Below are 22654 nucleotides of genomic sequence, written 5' to 3'. Positions count from 1 at the left end.
TTAAATGGCCATACAACAAAAAGAATTGATAAAGAATAAAATTAATCAAGAATATCAAACTTTAACTAATAAACAAAAAGATAAAGTTGTTGAAAATATAAATCTTATTAAAACAACTAATCAAAATATTTTAGATGCTATAGCTAATTTAGATGGATAAGTTAATTTAACTTTATTTAAAGAAGAAATAAATAAAAAAGTAAATGATTTAGAAAATTATTCTTTAGAAGAAAAAAATCAATTTAAGTAACAAATTCAAAATGCCAAAGATATTAATCAAATTCAAAAGATTTTAAATCAATTATTAAATCGTAAAAATGCTTTAAATAAAGAACGCAATAAATATATTGATTGATTGATGTTTATTCTTTTATGAACAAGTATCATTTTAACTTTTGGTTTAGCTTATTTAGTTTGATTATTAGTTAAAAAATTTAACAATAGAAAATAAATAAAAAAAATCGAAAACATTTAAAGTTTTCGATTTTGTTTTACTGGTTTAATTTATGTTTTTTAAACATTCATTTTGGTAAAGCAATTGAAGGATCATAAGTATTTAATTTAATTAAATTAGCTGCTAAAGAATTTTTATTTTTTAAAGTACTCAATTCTTCTATGCTATTAGCAAAACCAAAGAAATTAAATTCTTGTCATTCTTTTGTTTGATTATTGAATAATTTTGAATAATTAACAAATCCTACAGCTATATTATAAAATTCAGCTGAATTAAGATTTAAAATGTAATTATTTTTTTCATCAACTATTCCCGTACCACTAGTGCCGCCTCTAAATAAAACTGGAGTATAAGCATAATAAGTACTACTGCGACCAAAAATTTCTTTATTATCGCTAATAGTATTACGATTAACTATATAACCTGTTTGTAATAAACGCGGAAAACCAGTAGCAAAACGATTAGTAGAAATAATAGGTTTATTTATTCATCTAGTAGCATTATCTTCTTTGAAGTTTTTATTTACTTCTTGCATTATATTTAAAAAATAGAAAATATTATCTTTATTATTAGAAGCAAAATTGAGATCTTTTAATTTTTTCATTTGCTCAAATTCACTTGCAACGCTTAAACGACCAATACTTTTAGCTTTTTTAATAGCATCATTTAAATCAATAGTAAAAGCAGTTAAATCAACACCAAGAGTTTCTTTTAAAATTCCTTGATTATCATATTGTTTTACTCCTGTTCAAAATACTAATCCTTTAGCATTAGAAACAGAATTGAAAACATGAATACCGCCTCCATAATCGCCCGATTTAATTTCTTTATAATTATTAGCTGTTGTAAATTTAAAATTTTCACTGTAACTAGAAACTGTAGGGTCTTCATTAGTATTATTATTGTGTGTAACGTGATTATTTGTTAAAAAGACAAAACGCGCATCATTAATATCATCACTTAATTTAGAAACTAAAAGCGCACTACCATTTCTAAAACCTATTGCTCTTTGATTATGTTTTTTAATACGTTCATCATTATAAGATAAATGCATATAATCTAAAGCTAATTTGTATCCTTCATGTCATTTATAACTTAAAGTTTCATTTGGATTATATTTAAATAATTCACCATGATTATATGCTGGATTATATAAATAAAAAGGAGTATTAGTAAGAGTTGTACTCATATTTTGATAATCAAAAAGATTACTTTGATATTGACTAAAAGTTTCATTTGCAATATCGCTTTGATATTGTATGGTTATTGAAGCTCCTAAATTAGTATTAAAATATACAGCCTGATTTTTATCAAATTTATTAGTTATTTTATTAGCTTCAAAAGCAAAAGTTCTTTGCGCAAAATTATCACCAACTATTTTATATTGTTTATTTTCATTGTTGATTAATCGATATTCAAAATGAATACCATCATCTTTTAAAGTAAAAGTAATTTCAAATTCTGCTTGTTCATTATTAACTAAATCTGTTTTGTGAATTTGTTTAATAAAGCCATTAGTTTGTAATTCATTTCAATCTAATTCCACATTTAAGCCTTTAGCAAAAGATACAATTCTAGTTGTGTGATTATTATCTAAATAAAGTAAATTAGTATAAAAATGAAATAATAATTTGGCATTTTCAACTTTTTGATTAATTAATAAAGGTTCATAATAAGTTTTTTTAAAAATTCAATTAACTTTTTCTTGATTATTATCAATTTCAAAAATTAAATCTTTGGTATTAGCATTGATCTTTCTTTGTCTTAAAATTTTGCCATTAGCTAAAAAGACCTTTTTCATATCTTCGCTAACACTTAATTTATCAAACATTGATTTAAAATTAGCATCATTATATTCTCAAGTGGAAAAATTTTTAAAACCATCAATTTCGTATCAAGTTTCACCGATAATGTCACTTGTTCTTAAAGCTTGATCAAAATTTTTATATTTTAAATTAAAAAACAAACGATATTGACGATTGATTAAAACAAATTGCACTTTATCAATTTGAACATTTTCTCAATTATCAAAAGTAAAATTATGATAATATTTACTTTTGATTTTAAATAAAGATTTATCCACTTTATTTTCTCTTACCATTCGTAAAAATTGTCCAAAAGTAATTTTAGCTACTTGTTCTTGATTAATTTCTAAATCATCTAAAGTTAAACTATTTAATAAAGCACTTGGATAAGCATCAAGTTGATAATCATTTTTTAAATTAACTAATTTAATTTTATTTTTAGTATGATATCTTACTTTAGGATCATCTTTTTTAATTAGACCAATTTTAAAACTCAAACTATCTTTTTCTGTACTTTCTACATCATAATAATAAATAAAATAAGCCTTGGTTAATTCATCAACTTTTACATTATTTAAACTATCAGTATTATTGTAAATAGCTTTTTTATTAATTTTTTTACTATTGTCTTCAGTTAATACTAACAAATCATGTAATTGTTTAAAAGCTTGTTGTTGGATTATTAATTGTGCATCAACAGTTCTTCTTGTTCATTGTAAACTAGCATCTTTAGGGCTATAAATACCTTGGACAAAATTATAATTAAAATTACGACTATTTAATTTATCTACCAAACCTTTTATATATGCATGCGGTTCAACATAATTACTATTTTCAAAATCACTATCATTAAATCAACGTTCTTTAGGTAAATGATATTCATAATCATAAGTTTTAAAAAACCTTAAGGTAAAATGGTTTTTAGTTTTTATATTTGTGTAAATATCATTTTTAAATAAGCCAATTTGAATAATGGCTGTGCCATCATTTTCATTATATAAATTAGAATTATTATGCAATTTATCTGTATGTTGCGAATCTAATATTTTTAAACTATATTCTTTTGCTTTAGGTAATTGATATAAATCATTTAATTGATCATAAATATCCTTTGCATAATAATATTCATGACCTAATTTATCAGTTTTTAAATAACTATTAATTCAAATGTTTGCATAATCATCATTCTTAATTCAACTTAACAATTGACTTAAAGCCAAATTATCATTTTGAATGAAAATATCATTAATTACAAGCGGATAAATTTTTTCTTGATTAGTTTTATTATTTTTTATATTAGCTAAAAAGAAAAAATTATTATTATCAACTTTTTTAAAGATTAAATTATTATCGAAATTAATTAAATTTTCAAGCGTTCAATCTTTTGCAAAATTAAAAGCATTATGCAAAAGATTTTTTCAAATCTTTTGATTAATATTATTGTTTTCTTTTAAATTTTCTCAAGTAAGATTAGCAAATTGTGAATCATTATTTTGCATTTTTTTAAAAGCGTTAATTAAATAGTTTTCTACTGTTGATTTATTTTGATTTAAAAGATAATTTTGAAAATCACTTTGATAATCATAAGTAAAATCATTCTCTTTTGCAAAATAAGTTCATAAAATATTGTTACTTGCTTCTAAAGTTAAATTTTCAATTTTTTTCAACAAATGATTATTTTGATAAATATTAATATTAAAATATCATTTTATTTGCTTATTCTCTATTTTAGTTTTAACGTTATTTCAATCAATTTCAAAATCAAAAACATCATTAATTTTATTATTTTTCTTACTAAAAGCTTTTTTAACTATTTCAAGATTATTTACTAAATTTTTACCATGTAAATAATTCAACATAGTCACATCAACATTATATAAATCATTAACATTATTTATTTGAATTTGATTTAAACGTTCATTTAAATCATTAGTAAAATCCAAAGTAAATTCTTTTTTTAAACTAACATTATCTTTAGTAGCAACTAAATTTAACTTTAAAGTATTTAATTTATTAAGATCAATATCTAAATTAGATATTTTTAAATCAATATCATTATCATTTTTTAAATTCAAATATAAAAAAGCATTATTTTCATTAATGGTTGTTGAATATAGTTTTAAATTATAATTATCAATTAAAGCTTGATTTAACTTTAAATCATAATTAGCTAAATAAGTAGTTAATTCATCGATTATTTGAGTTTTAATTTCATTGTGAAAATTACTAATTTGTCCAACTTTAATTTGACTTTTAATAACTTGATTGTAAAAATTATCAATTACTATCTCATAATTAAAACTAATAGTATCATTTTCTTTATCAATTTGTAAATTATGTAAATTTTGTATTTTAAAATTATCATTAACTTGATAAGTAATTTGTTCTAATTGAACATTTTCTACACTTGTATTATTTTTATTAGGATAATCAAAAGGAACACTTATTTGATTTAATTCTTCAATTTTGTTTTTTATTAATTGTTCTAACAATAAACCTTTTTTAAAATTGTTTAAAATAAAAGTTTTTTCGTTACTTATTAAGTTACTAAATTCTTTTTTATTGCTTTGCAATCTATATTTAATAATAATTTGACCTAATTCATTATTTTTAGTAATTATTTCTAAGTTTATTACTTTAGCACTTGTTAAATTGTTATAAATTAATTCTGAAACTTGAGTATCTAAAGCATAAACATTATTTTGATTATTATAATTAAAAACTAAATTAAGATTATTTAATCGTTCTTGTTCTTTTTGAATGGCTTGTTTATTTGATTGATCATTTGTAAGAAAATTATTTAAAATAAAAGTTGTTTCTTTAGAATTAATACTAAATAATGGATCTTGATATACAAGTTCATAAGTAATATTTAATTGACCCAAATTATCATCAAATGTCAATTTTTTTATTTGTGTTTTTATATTATCATCTTGATAATCCATTGTAAAAAACAAATCATTTTTGCTAATTTGTGAAGCTTTAGTATTAAGTAAATTTTTATTCGTAACAAAATATTTATTATTTTTTGAATCATCTATAAGTTGATTTAAAAATTGCTCTTTTTGATTTTTTAAATTTGTTAATGAATTAAAGTTATTAAATGTTTTGGTTTTTAAATCAGAAAAAATTATTCGTTTTGAATCTAATTGAGATTTTAATTTATATGCGATTGTTAATTCACCTGTTAAATCATTAAATGCTTTAATTTCTTCAATTATTAATTCTGCTGAATAATTATCTTGGTAATTACTTCAAAATAAATCACTTTTTTGAATTTGTGATGGTAATAATTGATAATTTTTTGAAGAAATTTGCACTAAATTACTAAGATCATTTATTTGCTTTTCTAAATTACTTTTTGCTTTATTTTCATTTCAAAAATCTTTTATTTGAACAATTTTTTTAGATGATATTATTTCTTGATTATTTAATCTTGTTTTTAAATAATATTCTATTGTAATTTGAGCTTCGTTTTCATTTTTATTTATTATTTCTAAATTAGTAATTTGAATATTGTCTTCTATTAAATTATTAGTTATTTGATCTTTATTAATTTGATCTAATTTAACATTATTTTTATTTGGATAATCAAATTCAATTACTAAATTATTTAAATAATTTTTTCTTTCGGTAATTTGTTTGTCAAAATTATTTATTGTTAAAAAATCTTTAATAGTAGAAGTTAAAATGTCACTTGTGTAAATAAGGTTATTTTCTTGATTATATATTTGAATTAAATACTCTATTTCTATAGCATTTTTAAAAAAATCTTTATTTTTAATTTTTAAATTAGCAATTTTATAAAGATAATTATCTTTTTTCGCAATATCATAAATAATATTATCTATAGTAGCATTTTCAATAAAAGTATTTTCTTTATTTGAATAATCAAATACAATTTCTGGTAATTCAATATTTAATTTATCATCATTATTAATTTTAAAACCTGTTAATGTATAAGTATATTCTTTACTATAAAGTTCTTTAGCATTGTCTTTTTTAATCAGTTGATAATTAAAAATTACTTGACCTAAAGTTGTGTCTAAGCTAATAATTTTTAAATTAGTTAAATAAATACTTTTATCTTTAGAATTTAATTTGATTTGATTCTTATCTAGATCTTTTAATTCAACATTTTCTTTATTCAAATAATCAAATTCTACTTCAAGATTATCAAAAATTGCTAAATCATCACTATTATTACTTGTATTTAAACAACTAGTAATAAAAAAAAGTCAAGATAAATTTATTAATATTGGAGCTAAGAATGTTTTTATCTTTTTTTTCATAATAACCTCACAAATTTACGTGTTTGTTTAATTATATTAAACAAATTAAAATTATTAAAGGATAATAAAAACCTTATAGTAAAAAAACCGTTTTTAACTTAATATTAAAAGTTCCAAGATTAATAATTAAAAGAACATAATTGTATATAATCATTAAAACAAATTAATTAAGAAAATGTTAATTAAAAAAATATTAAATATTTAATAATTATTAAAAACAAATATCGTTTACATAAAACGATATTTGTTTTTTTTAATCTACTAAGTGGGAAACGCAGGATATAAAGAAAAACTTTTCTTTTGATTTTTTAATTTAATAACACAAAATTAAAAATGATGCTATTTAGTATCATTTTTTAACTGTAAACTCCATTAAATTTATCAAAAAATTTTCTTAATATTTCAGTAATTTTTTCTTTTAAAGCAACAAAAATTGAAGCATTGTTTTTACCAAATCTACTTCCCCATTTATCTTTTAAATTAATAATATTTTGTCCAGAATTATCAAATTTATTTTCTTGAAAACATTTTTGTAAAAATTTTTCAACTTTTTCTTTTTCTAAATTATTTTCTTCTACTAATTCATTTAATTCTTCTTGATATTGTTGATAAACATAATCGTTTCATTGATCTACATTATTATATTTTTCTATGAAATTTTTTATCAATTCTTTTTTACTTCTTAAAAATACTGAAGAATTAACTGTTTGCTCAATTTTATTTTGAATAGTTTTTGTTTCTAAATTTTCGCTTTTTCATTTTTTTAATAAATTTAAAATATATTGAACATCAATTTCATTTTGCTCTATTAATTCTGTTAAAAAAACAATTTCATCATTTACTTCTGTTAATTTATTTTTACTTTTTGTTGATATATCATCTTTTATATCTAAATACCAACTTTGATAATCTTGTATTTGTGCTTGATTTAAAATATATTTTTCTGGGGTGAATTCATCAAAGGATTGTAATAAATTCCTTAATTTTAAAAAACGATTAAATAATAAAACAAATTTTTTTCTTATTTGATTATTTTTAATTAAATCATTAGTTTTATTTTTTAAATTAAAATTAGTTTTTAAATTTTTAACAACATTTAAATAAGATTCAAAATTTTCATCACCTTTTTCATAATAATAATCAAAAGATTTAAGAGTGATTAAAGAATTTGAGTTTTCACCGCTAAAAAGAGTTATAGCTTCATCTGTATTTTTTTTAATAGGTCAAAAACAAACGATATTACCAAAATCTTTAATTTCGTTCAAAATACGATTAGTTCTAGAAAAGGCTTGAATTAAACTATGATATTTTAAATTTTTATCCACTCACAAAGTATTTAAAACCGGCACATCAAAACCAGTTAATAACATGTTAACAACAATTAATATATCTAATTCTCTATTTTTTAAACGCATGCTAACATCTTTATAGTAATTATCAAAATCGCCTACTTTTAAACTATAATTAGTTTTAAACATTTTATTATAATCATTAATTGCTTCAGCTAAAATTTCTTTATCTGTTAAAGATAAATTATTAACATTTTCTTTTTCATCTAAAATATCATAATCATATTCTTGCTCATTATTAGGATCAAAAGTGTATATTAAAGCTACTTTTAATTTATCATTTGAATTTAAATTTAATTGTTGCATTTTAAATTCTTTATAGTATTTAATAGCCGCTTCTATAGAATGTGTCGCAAAAATAGAATTAAATCCTTTAATTTCTTTAATTATTCTTTTTTCTTGCAATTCTTGTTTTTTATTGTTTTTAACAAGTTCTGCAATATTAGCAATTACTTTATGATTATATGATTTAGTAAAAATAGAACGGTAAGTTTTTTGAGAATAATGTTTAAGAACATATTCAACATTTAAAGCTATTCTGCGAGGATCGAGCATAATTTTTTGACGGTCAATATCAATTATTTTTTCATCATGAATTTTATCTCAATCATCAACATTAACTGTTTTTAAATAATCAATTTTAAAAGGTAAAACGTTTTTGTCTTCAATAGCATTTTGAATAGAATATTTATGTAATCTTTCACCAAAAATTGCCTGAGTAGTCAAATTTACGTTTTTCATTATTTTATTTGCATTAACATCAAAAATTGGTGTACCTGTAAATCCAAAAATATAATATTTTTTAAAATATTTAATAATATGAGTATGCATTTTGCCAAATTGAGAACGATGACACTCATCAAAAATTAAAACTACTTCTTCGTTTTGAATTGGTGCTTGAATATTTTTTTTAACAAAATTATCAAGTTTTTGGATTGTTGTAACAATTATTTTCTTATTAGAATTTTTATCCAAAATTTGTTTTTTTAAAATTTCTGTAGTTACGTTAGCATTTACTGAATCTTCTTGGTATTTATTAAATTCTCTTAAGGTTTGATAATCTAAATCTCTTCGATCAACTACAAAAATAACTTTAGATATTTTAGGATCATTACTTAAAAGTTGGGCTGTTTTAAAACTAGTTAAAGTTTTTCCGCTGCCTGTAGTATGTCAAATATAACCCCCTGAATTTTTTTTAGAGATCAAATGATTTTCTCTAGCAAAATTCACTTTATTAATAATTTTTTCAGCCGCTACAATTTGATAAGGTCTCATTACCATTAAATTATTATCAATTGTTAAAACACAATATTTAAATAAAATGTTTAAAATTGTGCTTTTATAGAAAAAATAATTAGTAAAATCGATTAAATCGCTAATGACATTATTTTTTGAATCTGATCAATATGAAGTAAATTCAAAAGAATTACTATTTTTTTTAAATTTAGGTGTTCTAATATGATGTTCATTTTTATAAGTTTGATTTAATCTGGTTGAATTAGAATAATATTTAGTTTGTGTACCATTAGAAATGACAAAAATTTGTATGTATTCATAAAGTCCGCTGTTAGATCAAAAAGATTCTCTTTTATATCTTTCAATTTGTCTAAAAGCTTCTTTTAAAATAACACCTCTTCTTTTTAATTCAACATGCACTAAAGGTAAACCATTAACTAAAATAGTAACATCATAGCGATTTTTAAAATTACCTTCATTATTTTCATATTGATTAATTACTTGTAAAAAATTTTTATGTATATTTTTTTTATTAATTAAATAAATATTAATTATTTGTCCGTTATCTCTTTTAAAACTATTGAAATAATTTTCTTGAATTTTTTGAGTTTTTTCAACAATACCTTCGTTTTTATTTGCAATAACTTCGTTAAAATATCTTTCTCATTCATTATCGCTAAAAACAATATCATTTAGTTTTTCGATTTGTTTTTTTAAATTTAAAATTAATTCAGCTTCAGTTTTTATTGGAACATATTCATAGGATAATTGTTCTAATTGATTTATAAATTGTTTTTCTAATTGTTCTTCAGATTGATAATTTAAATTAGAACGCTCTTGTTTAAAGTATTCAAAAACTACTGTTTCATCTCCATTACGAGCTAATATGTTGTAATTAGACATATATGTTCCTCCTTTAAATTATTATTATTTAACTCTTTCATTTAAATAATCAAATATCTTATTTAAATAAAATTCATATTGTTGTTCTCTTTTATCTATTTCTGCAGGTAAACCGATATTTAAATCTTTACAAATAGCTTCAAAATTATCTAAAACATTTACTATTTTGTTTTGTATTTCTAATGAAGGCAAATTAATTTTTAAATTGCTTATATAATCCTTATTAATTTTTTCTGGAATTGCTTTTATGTTATTGGCAAAAATATTTTTTTGAATAGAAACTAAAAAATAAAAAATGTATTTTTGATTTATATTTTTAATTTTAAATTTTAAAGTTAAACATACATCATTTGCTCAAAATTTTTCTTTTTCTCATTGAACTAATCCCGCAGTACCAAATTCTGCTATAACAATTTGATTTGCTTCTCTATTAAAAGTAGAATATTTACCTAAGTAATTAATTCCACCGCTTTTAACATTATAACCATTAGCAGTAAGATCTTTTTTGGTTATTCTTGTGCCTCTTTCTAATAATGCAATATCAGAAAAAGTTACTTTGATATTTTCAAAAATCAAAAGAAGCAATTTAATTAGCTGCTCTCTCTCTCTCTCTCTCTCCAATACCTTTATTATCTATAATTCCGGTTTCAAGGTATTTGAAAATTGCATCGCGATAATACTCATATTGCTCTTGTCTTTTTGCTTCTTCAGCAGGAAGACCGATGTGTAAATCTTTACAAATCAATTCGAAATTGTCAAGAACTTTAACTATTTTTTCTTGAGTTTTTAAAGAAGGTATTTTTACTTCTAATTCTTTTAAAATATCCTTTCTTATACCCTTTAAAGCAGTACCTGATGAATTTTTTTCAATGTATTCTTGACTTTTTGAACTTGATAAAATGTAATATAAAAACTTAGGAACAACTATTTGCTTATTAGGTTTTAATAAAAAAATTGATTCACTGCAATTTCAATTGTTAATGGGGATATCTACAATAGCAACCTTTCCTAAAGTTCCTATACTTGATAATAAAATATCATCTTTTTCTAAATTTGATCTACTTTGTATTTTTAACATTGCTTCATCATTAATTAAATCTGTTTTTTCATTAAACACAATTTTTCCACTTATTATTTCTTTTATTGTTAAATAAAAATTATTGGCATTTTCAGTGTTTAATTTAAAGTGATCCCTAGGATTTAAACCTGTTTTTAGACTGATTAAAATGTCTTCTAATTTGTATGAAATAAAATTAGAATTTGTAGACAAATTGTTGTTAAACAACAATTTGTCTCTATAAAATTTATATTGCTCGTCCCTCGCCTTCAGCTCCGCCTTCAGCTCCGCTGAATACTCGGTAAATTTGTCAAGAATTTCAACTATTTTGTTTTGGATTTCAATTGATGGCACTTTTATTTTTAAGGTTTCTAATTTTTCTTTTCTAATACCCTTTAATGTTGTTCCGCCTGCAGTGGAATGAAAAAAAGATTGTGCATAATCAGAACTGAGAAAGTAAAGTAGGAATTTTGGTAAAATAATTTCCTTTTTAGGTTTCAAAAGAAAAACACTTTCACTGCAATTTCAATTTGTAGGTTCATCCTTTACATGAACAACTTTTCCAATGGTTCCAATGGAAGATAAAAGAATATCATCTTTTTCTAATTTAGATCTTTTTTGAATAATTTCTAATGCTTCATTATTAATTAAAGAAGTTTTTTCGCTAAATTCAATTTTTCCATTACTAAATTCTTTGACGGTAAGATAATAATTTTTAGCTCCAGGTAAGTTTAATTTAAAATTACTTCTAGGATTTAATCCGGATTTTATACTTTTTAAAACGTCTTTCAATTCATATGTTTCTATATAGATTTTCTCTTTTTCTATTAACTCTTCAAATAACTTCATTACTATTCTCCTTCGAGTTCAGCAATGATTTTATCAATTTCTTTTCTTAAAATTTCTTGACGGGCAACAATTTCTTTTAATTCTTGATTTAATAATTTAATATCAATTTTTTCTCTAGTATCTTCTTTTTCAACATAAGTATTAACTGAAAGATTAAAATTCTTTTGTGCTATTTCTTCTATTGAAACAATTTTAACTAAATTATCAACATTTTTTCTATCAGCATACATTTTTAAAATGTTATTAATATTATCATTAGTTAATTTATTATCATTAGTAACCTTAATAAATTCCTTAGAAGCATCAATAAAACAAACATTGGTATTATTTTTACTCTTTTTAATAACTAAAATACAAGTTGCTATAGAAGTTCCAAAAAATAGATTTTCTGGCATTTGTATTACAGCATCAATTAAATTATTATTAATTAAATATTCTCTAATTTTTGCTTCAGCTCCTGAACGATATAAAATACCAGGGAAAGTAACAAATACAGCTGTTCCTAAATTATTTAAATGTGCAAGTGAATGCATAATAAATGCTCAATCAGCTTTAGATTTAGGAGCTAATACACCAGCAGGACTAAATCTTGGATCTTGTGCTAATAAAGGATCATCACTTCCAATTCATTTAATTGAATAAGGAGGATTAGAAACAATTAAATCAAATTTATATTTTTTATCTTCATAATCAAATTGAGGATCAATTAATGTATCGCCGTGCTTAATATGAAATTGATTAAAAGAAATATTATGTAATCACATATTCATTCTGCACAAATTATAAGTTGATAAATTAATTTCTTGTCCATAAAGTTGATTAACGTTATCTTTACCTAAAACTTTAATTGCTTGCAACAATAATGAACCTGAACCACAGGCTGGATCATAAACACTGTTAATTTGTTTTTTATCAACTAATCCTATTTTTGTCAAAAGTTGTGATACTTCTTGAGGTGTAAAAAATTCACCGCCAGATTTACCAGCGTTTGCAGCATAAGTACTAATTAAAAATTCATATGCATCACCAAATACATCAATTTGATTATCGCTATATGAAACTAAAGGTCAACTAGCTATTTCTCTAAAAATCATTAATAATGTTTTATTTCTTTCTTTGGTAGTTTTACCTAATTTATTTGATTCAAGATTATAGTCTTCAAATAAACCTACAATATCTTCATCATCATTAAAATAACGATTAGAATTTTCTAAATCATTAATTACTTGAATAACTTTTATATTAAAATCTTCTTCGTTAGATAAACCATATTGATAAACGTTATTAAATAATTGTGAAGGATAAAGGAAAAAACCTTTTTCATTAATACATGCTTGTTTAATCGAATCTTCAACATCAGAATCTTTTAATAATGCATAATCGAAATTTTCATTCCCATTTTTTCATTCTTCTTGATTAAAATAATTAGTTAAATTTTCTGAAACATAACGATAAAATAATGTGATTAACACATAATTACGCATATCTCAACCCTCAATAGTTCCTCTTCAACTATTGGCGGATTTTCAAATCGCTTTATATAATTGATCTTTTTCAATAATTTGATTCATTTTAATATTTTCCTTACTCTTAAATTATTTTTGAATTAAATTTAATTGATTTAATTTATTTTCTAAAATTTTAGCTATTGCTTCTAATTCGTTTTTTGTTTCCATATCAAAACGTTTTTTAATTGGTGAATCAATATCTAAAACACCTCATAATTTATTTTTAACAAATAATGGTATTACTATTTCACTTTCACTAGCTGAATCACAAGCTATATGATCAGCAAATTCATGCACATCATCAACTATAATTGTTTTTTGATTTATCGCTGCATGACCACATACACCTCTGTTAAATGGAATTTCTGTGCAAGCTACTTTACCTTGAAAAGCATCTAAATACAAAATTTTATTTTCTGCACGATAAAAACCTGCTCAATTTAAATTATCAAAATTTTCGTAAATAAAAGCTGATGTATTAGCTAAAAGAGTGTATTCTTTTTTAATATCACTAATAAGTTCTTCAAAAATTTTAGTTTTATTAGTCATTTTTATTCCCACCTTATAATTAATATTAGTTTTAATTCATTTTAATTTATATTATTATAATATATATGTATATATATAATATGTATATATAAAAATTACTAATAAAATTAAATTTAAAAAAATATATAAAAAAAATAAAAATGATTTTTTTTTGTTATATAATGTATTTGCTTTTATTTTAAAAGCGGAGAAGTAGCTCAGCTTGGTAGAGCGCTTGGTTTGGGACCAAGTGGTCGCAGGTTCAAATCCTGTCTTCTTCACCATGTGGGGGATTAGCTCATTTGGCTAGAGCACTTGCCTTGCACGCAAGGGGTGGTGGGTTCGAATCCCATATCCTCCACCAAAATGGCGTTGTAGCTCAGTTGGTTAGAGCATCCGGTTCATACCCGGAAGGTCATGAGTTCGAATCTCATCGACGCTACCAATTATGGAATATGCCTAACTGTTAATTGGACCTATAGCTCAACGGTTAGAGCAACCGGCTCATAACCGGTTGGTTACAGGTTCGAATCCTGTTGGGTCCACCATGGGTGATTACCCAAGCCTGGTTGAAGGGAGCAGTCTTGAAAACTGCCAGGGGCTTCACGGCCCGCGGGGGTTCGAATCCCTCATCACCCGCCATTCGTTTTCTAGCGAAAACACCAAAACAAATTTATATATCGCGGAGTGGAGAAGTTTGGTATCTCGCAGGGCTCATAACCCTGAGGTCGTTGGTTCAAGTCCAACCTCCGCCACCATTATGGTCCAGTGGTAAAGTGGTTTAATACGTCTCCCTGTCACGGAGAAGATCGCGGGTTCAATTCCCGTCTGGACCGCCATGGCTCTGTAGCTCAGTTGGTAGAGCAACGGACTGAAGCTCCGTGTGTCGCTGGTTCGATTCCTGCCGGAGCCACCATATCAAAGTATAACTTCGTTTCAAACGAAGTTTTTTTATTATTTTTAAACAATAAATAAATTAATAAATTTAGTATAATTAAATTTGAATTTTATTTTTATTTAGATATTTTATTAATAATTAAATAACTGAGGTTTTATGAAAAAAATTATTGTTATAGGTATGGGAAATGTAGGTACTACATTTGTCAATATAGCTTTAGCTAGAGGTTTGCAAGCAAATTTTGTTTTTGTTGATAAAAATGAAGAAATTTGCCAAGCTCATGCGCATGATTTTCAAGATATGATTGCTCTAATGCCTCGTAATAATTCTACTTTTAAAGTAGGCACATTATTACAAGAAGCCAAAGACGCTGACATAGTAATTGTTACTGCATCAATTCCTGCTAATAAAGATTTTAGCGATCGTTTAAAACTAGCTGAGGCTAATTCAAAATTAATGAAATCTTTTGGTGATCAATTAAAAGAGGCTAAATTCAAAGGTGTAGTTATAGTTGCTGCTAATCCTTGTGATGTTATGGCTTCAGTATTTACTTATGCGTCAAATTTACCATTTAAAAAAGTTATTTCTACAGGAACATTATTAGATTCTGCACGTTTTAAAAAATTTATTGCTCAAAAATTTAATGTTAATGCCGATTCTGTACAGGCAAGTATTTTAGGAGAACACGGTTCAAGTGCTATTCCTCTTTGATCTACTGTAAAAATTGGAGATGCTACTTTAGAAAATTTACTTAAAAGCAAAAAACTTAAATCTAACGAATTAAATCAAATATTAAAACAAACTATTGATGAAGCTTTCTATATTTTTTCAAGAAAAGGCAATACTCAATTTGGTATTGGAACATCTTTATATGAAATTACTGATGCTATTTTAAATAATAAAAAACAAGTAATGAATATTGGTGTAAAATTACCTGCTAATTACAAAAACGCAGGAATTTATACTTCAATACCAGTTATTGTTGGAAAAAATGGTTATGAGTATTTAAGTGTTAAACCTAATTTTAATAATAATGAATTAAAACAATTTGAAGCATCAACATCTCATATGGCTAAAGTGCATAAGGATACTTTAAAATTAATAAACATTGATATGGATTTTGAATAAGTATTAAACTTATTCTTTTTTTGTTTTATTTTTCCCACGTTTCCCACTTTGTAGCATAAATTGGAAAATATCCGTTTTAGCGGATATTTATTTTTTAATTTTTGTTAATTCAAAAACTTTTTCAACCAAATGATAATCATCTCAATTTTGACTTAGATTATCATCGTTTATCTCGAATGTTTTTGTTATTTGGTTGTTGAATTTTTCTTGAATTTCTTTGACATTATTCATCATGTCAATTAATCTACCTTCTGTAAATTTATCTTTTCCAGATAATCCAGTTAAATCATTAATTTTAAAAACTAAAAATTTAAGTAAAACTAAACTTAAGAAACAAAGACATATATAACCTTCGATGTGTTTTCAGGTTGATAAATATATTGGTCTAATAGCTAATGAACCTTTTAAACTTCTAAAATTATCTTCAATCTTTCATTGTTTAGCATAGAGATCAACAAGCTGATCAGGAGTTAAATCTTGTCTATTTGTTTCATAAACATAGTAGCCGTCAAATTTTTCATCTTGCTCAATTTTTTCTGTATCTAGTTCATAGTAACCAGATTCATTCACCGGTTTAAAGAATTTATATTTTTTATTGCCTGCCATATCTTCATATGACACTTTTCCGTTTTTGGCTTTTTTAAGGAAGTTTTCAACTAAAATACGTCTATCTTCGGCGTCTTTTTTTGCTCTTTTTTTACTAAATGTAATTATTCTTTTTCTAAGTTTTCCATTGCTTCTGCCATTTCTATAAAGTGATGCGAATTCTTGTGTTTTGTACACCAATCCAGCATCAGAATGTACATAATCTTCTTGTTTTAAGACATATTCTTTAAATTGTCTGCTTCCAGTTTTCATACGGTAAGAAATAATAAAGTTTAAACCTTTGTCTTCCAAAAATCTAATATTTTTATTAACAGACATACCTTTATCAGCAACAATAGTTACATTGTTTATTTTGTATATTTTTTGGAGTTCTAAAACAAATTTGATAAATGTATTTGAATCAGCTGTATTTCCCGGAAAGACTTTGTAGTGAATGGGAATGCCATTTGAATCAGTTGCCATGCCAATCACAATTTGATCTTCTTTAAACTTGCCATCTTTTGAATAACCTGGTTTTTTATAACCTTTTCTATCAAATGTTTCAAAATAAGTTGTTGTTGAGTCATATCAAACAATATTTACGTTTCTTTTATGTTCTTTGACTAAAACATCATTTAAGTTTTGCAAAATTTGTTCTCTATTTTCCGCTATGTAATCTAAAGATCTATAAAATGCATTTTTTGAATAAACATTTTCTTGTTCTTTTTTCAAACTGTTAAATGTTGCTCAAACACTTAATGGTTGTTTAATTCTGTGGTAAATTTGTTGTTTTACAACTTCATTTAGGCTTATTGATTTTGTTTTATTACAATCTTTAAAAATGTCGAAATGATCTATTAATAAGCCGATTAGGTTCAATCCTTTGTATCTTTCGCTGTATTTGATTAAGTCTGTTTTGTTATTTTTTAATTTCTTGTTTATTACATCTAAAATTTTTTCTTTAGTGTAGGTTAAAGGCATATCTTTGATTAACATTTTAATTTTTTCAATAGCGTTCTCTTGGTATTTTTCAAAATCTTTTTCAAAACCAATTGCAAATCTCGTTTCATAACCAACACCATCTAATTTTTGATAACCGATTTGAATGTAATTACCTTTTGATCTTTTTGAGACAGAAATTATTCATGTTCTTTTTCTTGTTTTACTTGCCATAAACTAATTATACCATAAAATAGTAGCATAATGCTATAATTTTTACATATTTATTTATAAATATGTATGGTGTTAAAAAAACATAAAAAAACCCGCAAGTGGGAAATGCGGGTAAGTATTAAACTTATTCTTTTTTTGTTTTATTTTTGAAAAACAATAATAAAAAAACTGCTGTATAAGCAGTTTTTTAAATATATTAATCGAAAGAAACAATAGAATTATCAACACTATTATTAAAGTCTGCTGGTTTTACTTTTGCTATTTTATTAAATTGTCTAAAGGCTTGTGAATCATTTAATACTCGAGCCATTGTGTCATTATCTACATAAACTGTTTGAAAGACATCTTTTCCAGATTCAATTAAGCCGTATAACTCTACACCTCAATTATTACCTAAGTCAACAGCGTTACCTTTAATATATAAAGTGTTAACTGGTTGTGGAGATACAAAGTATAATTTTGGTCTTTCAGGGCCTTTAATTAACATAGCCGATCATTGTTGTTTATGCAATCTTGAAGCATCAACGCTAAATACATTAGTTTTATTATAAAGTGTTAATTTTTTAAATACTCTAGTGTAAAAGTTCATATCTTCTAAACTTCTTATTTGAGGTAAATTAGAAAAGTCTAAATAAGTAGGTCATGAACCATCTCCGAATTGACCTTGAAAAATTCTCTCACCATATCTATCTTTAAGAGCAATTTTTAGACCTTCATTAATTTGATCTAAATTCATATTTTTATCAAATTTAAGAGTATTAAAAACAATTGATCCTGGCATATCTTTATTATTTGGTACATGTGTACCACTAGTAATTGACTCATGATTATAATCAAAAGTAATTTTTTTAACACCTCTTAAAGCATAAGGGTTAATACCTCAATCATCAGCTATTGTATTATTTGAGTTATATAAATCTAATTCTTGAATAGTTTTATCCTTTAATCCAATTAATGATGAAGTATCTTTTCCTTCAAAGAATAAAGTTAATTTTTGAATTGAATTAGGCATTTGAGCAAGAATTTGACTAAAGTCTTGGTGTTGATCAATTAACCCCATATTTTTAATTACAATACCATCAATTTTTTTGCCGTTAGCTTCAGCGTTTTTAAGAAATTGTAAGAAGCTATTGTAACCTTTTCTGTTAGATGCATCTAAAACTGCTATTACTTTTTTATCGCCAATTTTACTTTTAGCAAATTCTCCCTCAGGAGTATATTCTAATACTGTAATACCATTTGATGCATTAGCACCATATCTAGCATAATTTCTAGTGACATCATCTTTTCTAAAACCTTCATAGTTCATTTCTTTAATGCTTGCTGGGGTTCTGGTTCATTCAGTATTATAAGGGAAATATCTGCTTTCATGATCTTGGATAATTTTATTTCTTACTACATTATCAGAAATATCAATAAATCCTCATGAGTGTCCTGAACCTCAATGAATACTTGGTACCATTCCTTTTTCTAAGAAGCTATCTAAATTTCTTTGAATATCAGCTCACATATTTTTAAAATCTAACGGGAAGTTATAAGCATCATTTATATATGGTCAACCAATAGCTTTAGCTTTTTCACTAGTTGGGCGTCCATCATTTGCATATAGATTTTCAAGTAAAACAGTTCAATCTTGTTTTTTCTCATTTTTTGTTGCTGCATTTAATTTTCTAATTTCATAAATTGCATCATTAATTTGTTGAATTTCTTCTTTAGTAAATTTAGATGGAAGGTTTTTGGTAATGTTAACTAAAGTACTTACTGATTTTTTAAGAGTTTCTTTTTGTTTAGCTGTTAATTCACCTTTTGGGTTTTCTTTTGGTTTAGTAGTACTAAAATCAAAATTAGGTAAACTATCAATATTTACATAACCTTCAGTTGCTTTAGGTAGTTGATCCTCTATTGAAGGAGGTTTTGGTATTTCTGGAGCAGGAGCAGGTTCTGGATTTGGTTCTGGGTCTGAAACCACTATAATTGGTTGATCAATTACAGGAGACGGTGTTAAAGGATTATCTACATGTCCTGGAACATCAGTAAATACTTTATTCTTTGGGTCTTCTTCTGGATCATTTGGTTCTGCTTCAACTGGATCAGGTATTGGTTCTGGATCTGGTTCTTTAGGTTTTTCAGCTGGTGGAGCAGGTTCAGATTCTTTAGGTTGATTATCTACAGGAGTATTCTCTTCGATTTTTTCATCTTTAATTTCTTTTAAATTATTATCTTTGTTAGATGAATTCTCATCGCTTACTTCTACATTGTTAGTATTGATAACTGAGTTATCACCTCTGGAAGCAATAATAACATTAAGATCCATAGCTTTATCGCTTGAATTATCACTAATTATCTTAGCTGTTACACCTCCAGCTATTGCTATCGCTGAGATTGCTCCCAAGTTAATAAACAATTTAATTCTTTTGGCTTTTATCATGCTTCCTCCTTTGTTTAAATTGTATTATTTTTTAAATAAGTAAAATTACTTATTAAATCTAAATTCTTGTGGAATTTGATCTTCGCTTACTCCATTAGGGAATAAAGCGGTTTTAATATCTTTATTTAATGATTCTAAAGCTTGACGATATGATGTTCTTTGATTTGGGCCACCACCGTAAATTAAGTCATAAGCTTCTAATTTGTATTTACCGTAGAAATCATTATAAGTTTCTCCTTCGCTTCTGAAAGCTTGAGTATATGCTGTTAATGATACTCCAGCTCCATCTGCTGTAGCGAAGTTAATACCTACTATTTTATTATCTATAGTTCTTACACTAGAACCTGAAGCTCCACCTAAAGGTTGTCATGAATTAAGTGAATATCCTAAACCGTAATTGGTATATTGATTACCTTCATATGATGATTCAGTGTCTTTAATGTAGTTATATACATAACCTTCATTACTTTCAGAACGTATTAATGGACTTGCTATAGTATAATCTGTAATACCAGGCATATTTAAAAAGGTTCTAATACCTAGAGTTCTATTAAATCCTCCGCCATATTCTTTAGTTGAAACTCTACCAGTTTCTTCTCTACCTTCGCCAATATAAATTGGTTTATTAATTCATAAACTTTGACTTGATTTTTCTAATAAATCTTCGGTTTGATTATAAGTAGGTGTTATATAACCATCAGTTGAAGAAATAGGAAAACCTACTGAAATTAAATTTAAATTACTTTTAGGCAAAGTAATTTTTCTATCGTTAGTTAAAGTTACATCACTTATTGTTGCTTTTGCATCTTCCTCATAAGTTTCTTTAAGCGATTTACTAATAAAGCTTATTTGTTCTTGTTTGTCTCATTCTGCATAACCAGATGTCATTAATTTAGCTAATGCTTGAGCATTTTCAATTGATTTTTCTTCAAAGAAATCACCAGTACCTGTATTTTTTACATATTTATAATCATTATCATCTGTTTTTTTGAAATTAATTTCTAAAACAGCAAAATCCGCTGATTCTTCAATTTTACTTATTGGCGAAGAAGGATCTACATAATCTTTAGGGCTAGTTTTTAAGAAATCAACTCCGGCATAAATTAATTTCACTTGATCAGGTGATAAATGAACTTTTTCTACTGTAGGAGCAATAGCATTAGTTCTTAATCATTGCTTTAAAGGAGTGTTTTCGTTAAAGTGTGATAAAGAAACTATTTTAGTTGAACCTAAAAAGCCCGCTTTTAAATCTTTAGCTGCTTTATCATAATTAATTCTAAATTGCAAGTCTAGTTTATTTCATTCAATAGTAGCATTTGCATTTTGTTTTTGATAAGCTGCTGGTAATTCAACATCTTCAATTTTTTTAATTAAATCTTCATATTTCTTAGCTTTAGCAGTTTCACCATTTGTTTCAGCTTTTTGCTTTAAACCAATATATTTATTTTTTTCTCTATATAAATGTTCAATTTTTTCTTGATATGGTTTAGTTAATTCTTTTCATTTTTTTTCACCAGCATCAAAAGCTGCTTTTGCTTTTTGATAACGTTGTACTTCAGCTTCTTCATCAACAATGTTAGTAAATCTTGAACCATCGTTTTCTTTTTTCATTAATGCGGCTGCAACGTGAGCATTTGTTGCTAAGTATCATTTTGTTGGATATCCACTATCATCTAATTCATAATCAAGAATTCAAGCAGTACCTTTATAAGTTAAAGAACTATATTTTTGACCACCTTGAACTTTAGCCATTTCTTCATTAACATTACTAAATTCAATAGCAAAAGTTTGTAAAGCTACTTTTTTATAAATTTCATTTGGTAAATATCTAGGTATACCTCTATTACCAGGCACTGAATTTCAGTAAGCTGCTTTTGTTGAGTTTCTAATTGGATTAATGTAAAGATAATTATCTTTATTAACTACTGAGAAATTACGTAAAATAGCGCTCTTATAATCAGGTTGACCAGCAGCTTGTGCTTTTTTGTTATATTCTTTTATTTGACTTTCACTTAAAATTGGTAATTCATAACGTTCGTTTAATCTCTTTTGTAAATCATTAAATTCTCCACGCAAATCTTCTAAAGCTTTAACATATCCTTCTAAATCGACTTTATTTCTTTCTTCTGCTGAAAGTCTGTTATAAGCATTAATATCTTGCTCTGCTAAATCAGGTTTACCAGGAATTCTACCGTGAGTAGTGCTACTTGATCCTCCTCCTGTACCGGGGAAAGTTGGAAAGCTCGGTTCAGGTGTAACTGGTTCACCTGGATCAGCTATCGGAGGTTGATTAGGATCGCTTGGTGTATTAGTTGTATTACCATTGCATGCTGCAGCTAAGGGAGTTAGTGCGCTAAGTAAAATAACATTACTCAAAAAGAGTTTTTTTAATTTGCTTTTCATTTGATCTCCTTTTAGAAAACAATTTTCTAAAATCTAGCTTTTAATTTATCCTTATATC

The 22654-nt window shown here is 24.9% G+C and carries 11 protein-coding genes and 8 tRNA genes; 10 read left to right on the top strand and 9 right to left on the bottom strand.

Annotated features, from left to right (window positions below):
• Positions 1 to 4: 4 nt before the first annotated feature.
• A complete protein-coding gene (locus NPA14_RS01035; protein ID WP_257076163.1) occupies positions 5 to 160 on the top strand; it encodes a hypothetical protein in 156 nt (51 codons plus the stop codon).
• A gap of 331 nt (positions 161 to 491) precedes the next feature.
• On the opposite strand, the gene NPA14_RS01030 is transcribed toward NPA14_RS01035, so the two are convergent.
• The 6 genes from NPA14_RS01030 to NPA14_RS01005 form a co-directional block, all read right to left on the bottom strand.
• Complete coding sequence (locus tag NPA14_RS01030; protein ID WP_257076162.1) at positions 492 to 6551, bottom strand: MGA_1079 family surface serine endopeptidase; 6060 nt, start codon at positions 6549 to 6551, stop codon at positions 492 to 494.
• 356 nt (positions 6552 to 6907) lie between these two features.
• Positions 6908 to 10039, bottom strand: coding sequence for a type I restriction endonuclease subunit R (locus tag NPA14_RS01025; RefSeq protein WP_257076161.1), 3132 nt, complete (start codon positions 10037 to 10039; stop codon positions 6908 to 6910).
• 24 nt (positions 10040 to 10063) lie between these two features.
• Positions 10064 to 10660: a restriction endonuclease subunit S gene (locus tag NPA14_RS01020; RefSeq protein ID WP_257076160.1), complete on the bottom strand. Its 597-nt coding sequence runs from the start codon at positions 10658 to 10660 to the stop codon at positions 10064 to 10066.
• On the bottom strand, positions 10626 to 11945 hold the full coding sequence (locus NPA14_RS01015) for a restriction endonuclease subunit S (RefSeq protein WP_257076159.1): 1320 nt from the start codon (positions 11943 to 11945) through the stop codon (positions 10626 to 10628). The genes NPA14_RS01020 and NPA14_RS01015 overlap by 35 nt, the downstream gene beginning before the upstream one ends.
• A gap of 2 nt (positions 11946 to 11947) precedes the next feature.
• A complete protein-coding gene (locus NPA14_RS01010; protein ID WP_257076158.1) occupies positions 11948 to 13516 on the bottom strand; it encodes a type I restriction-modification system subunit M in 1569 nt (522 codons plus the stop codon).
• Positions 13517 to 13540: 24 nt separating this feature from the next.
• Positions 13541 to 14002: a GAF domain-containing protein gene (locus NPA14_RS01005; protein WP_257076156.1), complete on the bottom strand. Its 462-nt coding sequence runs from the start codon at positions 14000 to 14002 to the stop codon at positions 13541 to 13543.
• A 186-nt stretch (positions 14003 to 14188) separates the two neighbouring features.
• Here NPA14_RS01005 and NPA14_RS01000 point away from each other — a divergent pair.
• The 9 genes from NPA14_RS01000 to NPA14_RS00960 all read left to right on the top strand — a co-directional run bounded on the left by NPA14_RS01000 (position 14189) and on the right by NPA14_RS00960 (position 16007).
• Positions 14189 to 14265 (top strand) — tRNA-Pro (locus NPA14_RS01000).
• A gap of 3 nt (positions 14266 to 14268) precedes the next feature.
• A tRNA-Ala gene (locus NPA14_RS00995) sits at positions 14269 to 14345 on the top strand.
• 4 nt (positions 14346 to 14349) lie between these two features.
• Positions 14350 to 14426, top strand: a tRNA-Met gene (locus NPA14_RS00990).
• A 27-nt stretch (positions 14427 to 14453) separates the two neighbouring features.
• Positions 14454 to 14529, top strand: a tRNA-Ile gene (locus NPA14_RS00985).
• A 1-nt stretch (position 14530) separates the two neighbouring features.
• A tRNA-Ser gene (locus NPA14_RS00980) sits at positions 14531 to 14623 on the top strand.
• Between the two features lie 39 nt (positions 14624 to 14662).
• Positions 14663 to 14739, top strand: a tRNA-Met gene (locus NPA14_RS00975).
• Between the two features lie 4 nt (positions 14740 to 14743).
• Positions 14744 to 14820: transfer RNA gene (locus NPA14_RS00970), tRNA-Asp, on the top strand.
• 1 nt (position 14821) lies between these two features.
• Positions 14822 to 14897 (top strand) — tRNA-Phe (locus NPA14_RS00965).
• Between the two features lie 138 nt (positions 14898 to 15035).
• Positions 15036 to 16007 carry an L-lactate dehydrogenase gene (locus NPA14_RS00960; RefSeq protein WP_257076155.1) on the top strand — a complete coding sequence of 324 codons (972 nt, stop codon included), beginning with the start codon at positions 15036 to 15038 and terminating at the stop codon, positions 16005 to 16007.
• An 87-nt stretch (positions 16008 to 16094) separates the two neighbouring features.
• Here NPA14_RS00960 and NPA14_RS00955 read toward each other — a convergent pair whose 3' ends face one another.
• The 3 genes from NPA14_RS00955 to mip all read right to left on the bottom strand — a co-directional run bounded on the left by NPA14_RS00955 (position 16095) and on the right by mip (position 22596).
• Positions 16095 to 17699: an IS1634 family transposase gene (locus NPA14_RS00955; RefSeq protein WP_373456863.1), complete on the bottom strand. Its 1605-nt coding sequence runs from the start codon at positions 17697 to 17699 to the stop codon at positions 16095 to 16097.
• Between the two features lie 262 nt (positions 17700 to 17961).
• The gene (locus NPA14_RS00950; RefSeq protein ID WP_257076152.1) at positions 17962 to 20193 is read right to left on the bottom strand and encodes a putative immunoglobulin-blocking virulence protein; all 2232 of its coding nucleotides are present in this window, start codon (positions 20191 to 20193) and stop codon (positions 17962 to 17964) included.
• A 45-nt stretch (positions 20194 to 20238) separates the two neighbouring features.
• Positions 20239 to 22596, bottom strand: coding sequence for an Ig-specific serine endopeptidase MIP (gene mip, locus NPA14_RS00945; protein WP_257076151.1), 2358 nt, complete (start codon positions 22594 to 22596; stop codon positions 20239 to 20241).
• Positions 22597 to 22654: the final 58 nt, after the last annotated feature.

This window comes from Mycoplasma sp. 1018B (genome assembly GCF_024582675.1).
Taxonomy (GTDB): domain Bacteria; phylum Bacillota_I; class Bacilli_A; order Mycoplasmatales; family Metamycoplasmataceae; genus Mycoplasmopsis.
The sequence above is the reverse complement of the archived record's forward strand: the minus strand, read 5'-3'. Positions and strand labels throughout refer to the sequence as shown.